At 72.8% G+C, this 3,962-nt stretch carries 4 protein-coding genes; 3 read left to right on the top strand and 1 reads right to left on the bottom strand.

Annotated features, from left to right (window positions below; translation table 11 throughout):
* Positions 1-1,167 (bottom strand): hypothetical protein (locus tag G4D87_RS34675; protein WP_240358845.1); only part of this gene is annotated, 1,167 nt, incomplete at its 3' end.
* Between the two features lie 208 nt (positions 1,168-1,375).
* Here G4D87_RS34675 and G4D87_RS34670 point away from each other — a divergent pair.
* The 3 genes from G4D87_RS34670 to G4D87_RS34660 form a co-directional block, all read left to right on the top strand.
* Positions 1,376-2,305: a helix-turn-helix domain-containing protein gene (locus tag G4D87_RS34670; RefSeq protein ID WP_163786952.1), complete on the top strand. Its 930-nt coding sequence runs from the start codon at positions 1,376-1,378 to the stop codon at positions 2,303-2,305.
* Positions 2,306-2,503: 198 nt separating this feature from the next.
* Positions 2,504-2,986 carry a DoxX family protein gene (locus tag G4D87_RS34665; RefSeq protein WP_163786951.1) on the top strand — a complete coding sequence of 161 codons (483 nt, stop codon included), beginning with the start codon at positions 2,504-2,506 and terminating at the stop codon, positions 2,984-2,986.
* A 13-nt stretch (positions 2,987-2,999) separates the two neighbouring features.
* Positions 3,000-3,962, top strand: a 963-nt coding sequence (locus G4D87_RS34660) for an aldo/keto reductase family protein (protein ID WP_163786950.1), incomplete at its 3' end; no start/stop codon positions are given.

Here is a 3,962-nt window from a genome sequence, read left to right as displayed (position 1 = left end):
CGACTGCCCCTGGCGCCCCTGTCCCGAGCGCTGGCCACCACGGCGCTGGCGACGGGCCTGCGACTCGGAGCCGTTGCGGCCGTTCGAATCGAAGCGGTTCTCCAGCGACTGACGCCTGCGCTCCAGCGCCTCGCGCAGGCTGGCAATCTGGTCCGGTGAACCGGAGGCCCGGGCGCGGGCAGCGGCCTGCGCCTCACCGGAGCGAGCACTTTGTGAACCTTCCGTGCCCTGCTGTCCCTCGGCGCCCTCCGTTCCCTGTCCGGACGCGCGCGCGGCCTCCGTCTGTGCCGCTTCGCCGTTCTCGGACGCGTGCGGCGTCCCGTTCTCCCCCATTCCACCCGCGTCGTCGGACGCGCCGCCCTCCTTGCCGCCTTCCAGCGTCATCAGCGCCTGCTCCAACGCCTCGCGCTCACGCGTGGCGGCCTCGGCGCCTCCCGCGGCGCCCAGCGCATCCTCCAACGCCCGCGCGGCCTCCGCGGCCTGGGCCAGCTGCGCGGCGGCCTCCGCGGCCTGCTCGGACAGCCGCTTCTCCAGCGCGTCGGCGGCCTCCCAGTCTCCAGCGTCGAAGCGGCCCTCGGCGACCTCCTCGGCCAGGCGCCGCAGCTCGTCCTCGACGGCCTCCTCCAGCACCTCTTCCTTGGCGAGCGCCTCCGCCCGCGCCTGGACCGCGGCCACCTTCGCCGCGGCGGCGGCATTCACGGCGCGGCCTCGTGGCGCGGACAGGGGCAACAGGAAGCCCGCCACCGCGAACAGCACCGCGCCCGCGAGCGCGGCGGCCGGGCGTCGCCACTTCACGTCGGGAGGCTTCACCCCACTTGCGAGCTGATTGACGGCCAGCTCCCACTCCCCCACCGGGCGCTCCAGCCGGGTGAGCAGCAGCCCGCCCGCGTTCGCCGACCGGTCCGCGAGCACCGCCGCCTGCTCCAACGACACCCGCCGGGAACGCGCACGCCAGAACCACGCGCCCAGCCCCAGCGCCAGCACCGGCGGCAGGGCCCAGACGAAGGCGCCGCGCAGGAGGAGCCGGGCCAGCACGCAGGCCGTGGCGGTGGCCCACATCGGGACGATGCCGGCCTCCGCCCATGCCACCGCGTTGAGGCGCCGCTGCACGCGCCGGATGGGCGCGAGCACCAGGGCCTGAAAGCGGCGTTCTTCACTGGCAGCCATGAAGCGCCGAGTGTCGACTACTCGGCCCATTCCCCACAAGCGACGCGACGCCCAGCCGTCGCGGTCGGGGTGTGAGCGGTCGCCTCCCGCCGTGCATTGACGCCCCCTCCCGCTGCCCGGCGTGGATCGCCCGAGCCTCGCGGACACCGACGCGGCATCCCGGCGGAGGAAGTGCCCATGGCCGCGCCTTCACGCGAGACTGCCCCAGGTGCCGCCTCGCGCGCCAAAGATGGCCCACCCACTGTCCCCAAGTGCCATCAAGCCCACCGGACTGCTGCTACAACCCATCTTCCGGATGCTCCTCGCCCGCCCTCCAGAACTGGCGCCCCAGGCGCCGTGGCCGGACATGCCGCTGGTGGTGTGGCCCACCGCATTGGCGATGTGGGGCCCCGGCGACGCGACGACGAAGCACGCCCACCACGCCATGCACCTGGTGCTGTGCCGGCAGGGCGTCCTGTCCGTCCGCGCGCAGGGCCTGAAGACGGCCGAGCAGGCAGCCGGCGTGCTCGTGGGCCCGGACCTTCCCCATGCGCTCGACGCGCGCGACAGCGAGGTCATCATCCTCTTCATCGAGCCCGAGAGCGACGACGGCGCGCGACTCCAGGCCGCGCTCGACGGGCCCATACGCCTGTTCGACACGACGCAGCGCGATGCCCTCCTCGGCGGGCTGCCCACGGCGGGAGCACTGACGCACGAAGCGGTCGGCGGATGGATGGAGTCCACGCTGGCCGCCCTCTCCGGGACGCCCGGAGCTCCCCGTCACCTCCACCCGCGCGTGCGCAAGCTGCTGCGCCACCTGCGCGCGGAGGCCGCGCCGGAAGACACCTCGCTCGACGCCCTGGCCCAGATCGCGGGCCTCTCGCCCGGCAGGCTGATGCACACGTTCACCGAATCCGTCGGTGTGCCGCTGCGGCCCTATCTCCTGTGGCTCCGGCTCCAGCGGGCCGCGGGCGCCATCGCCGCGGGCCGCACCCTGGGTGACGCCGCCCACGCGGCCGGCTTCTCGGATGCGGCGCACCTGACGCGCACCTTCCGGCGGATGTTCGGCACCACGCCGTCATCACTTCAGCGCCGTGGACCGCGCGTCCAGGCGCAGGGCCGCACCAGCGCGCCGCCACCGACAAGGCCCAGGAGTTAGATAGCGCTCGCGGCCTGGAACAAGGCCTGATGGCCCACCCGCGCGACCAGCGGTAGCACCGAGACCGGAGGTTGCACGACGCGCGCCGCTCAGAACGCAGCCAGTTCGTTCAAGCGAACGCCAGCACCGGGGCCCCATCCTGGAGTCAACGGCACGGCAGGCCACCCCCGCCCGTGCCTCTCTTCAGGAGCACACCCCATGTCCTTCGCCATCCTGTTGCTGTCCTTCTTCCTGCTGCTGCACCTGCCTCCGCTGCGGCGCCTCCCCGCGCTGTCCACGCCCACGGCGCGCGCCGCGGTCGCCGCGGGGCTCTTCTTCGTGGGCGCGGGCGTCATGCACTTCGTCATGCCCGCGCGCTACGCGGCCATGATTCCGCCGCGGCTGCCGTCACCCGCGTTCTGGGTCTACCTCTCCGGGGTCGCGGAGGTCGCGGGCGGGCTGGGGCTGCTGCTGCCACGCACGCGTCGGCTCGCGGCGCTGGGGCTCATCGCACTGCTGCTGGCCATCCTCCCCGCCAACATCCACGAGGCCCAGGCCAACACCGCCGCCCACGTGCTGCCCTTCCCGGACGGGTACTTCTGGCTGCGCATCCCCTTCCAGCTCGTCTACGTCGCCTGGGTGGCGTGGGCCGGCGGCTGGTGGCCCGTCCGCGACCGTGCGCGCCTGGAGGTCCACGGTTAGGCTGGCGCGCACCATGCACTTCCGAAAGCTCGGCCGCAGCGGCCTCGTCGTCAGTGAGATTTCCTACGGCAACTGGATTACCCACGGCTCCCAGGTGGAGGAGGAGGCCGCGCTCGCCTGCGTGCGCGCGGCGCTGGACGTGGGCATCACCACCTTCGACACTGCGGACGTGTACGCGGCGACCCGCGCCGAGGAAGTGCTCGGCCGCGCCCTGAAGGGCCAGCGCCGCGCCGGCTACGAGTTCTTCACCAAGGTGTACTGGCCCACCGGCCCCGGGAAGAATGACCGCGGCCTGTCGCGCAAGCACATCCTGGAGAGCATCGACGGCTCGCTGCGCCGGCTGCAGACCGACTACGTGGACCTGTACCAGGCCCACCGCTTCGACGTGGAGACGCCGCTGGAGGAGACGATGCTCGCGTTCGCCGACATCGTCCGCCAGGGCAAGGCGCTGTACATCGGCGTCTCCGAGTGGACGGCCGACCAGATTCGCCAGGGCGCCGCGCTGGCCCGCGAGCTGCGCGTGCCCTTCATCTCCAACCAGCCGCAGTACTCCATGCTCTACCGCGTCATCGAGCCGCAGGTCATCCCGGCCTCTGACGAAGCGGGCCTGGGGCAGATTGTCTGGTCCCCCATCGCTCAGGGCGTCCTCACCGGCAAGTACCTGCCCGGCCAGGCGCCCCCCGTCGGGAGCCGCGCCACGGAGGCTAACGCCGTCCGCTACGGCATCACCCGCTTCATGACGGACGACGTGCTCACCCGCGTGCAGCAGCTCGTCCCGCTGGCGAAGGACGCCGGCCTCTCCATGGCCCAGCTCGCCGTGGCCTGGGTGCTCCAGAATCCCAGCGTCTCCTCCGCCATCGTCGGCGCCTCCCGGCCGGAGCAGGTGCACGACAACGTGAAGGCCGCGGGCGTGAAGCTGGAGCCGGAGCTGCTGCGCCGGATTGACGCGGTGCTGGGCCCCGCCATTGAACGGAAT

Source organism: Myxococcus vastator (assembly GCF_010894475.1).
Classification (GTDB): domain Bacteria; phylum Myxococcota; class Myxococcia; order Myxococcales; family Myxococcaceae; genus Myxococcus; species Myxococcus vastator.
The sequence above is the reverse complement of the archived record's forward strand: the minus strand, read 5'-3'. Positions and strand labels throughout refer to the sequence as shown.

What these genes read in the sequence shown, in the direction of transcription:
- G4D87_RS34665 (WP_163786951.1), top strand. Translation starts at nt 2,504, where the DNA reads ATGTCCTTCGCCATCCTGTTGCTGTCCTTCTTCCTGCTGCTGCACCTG.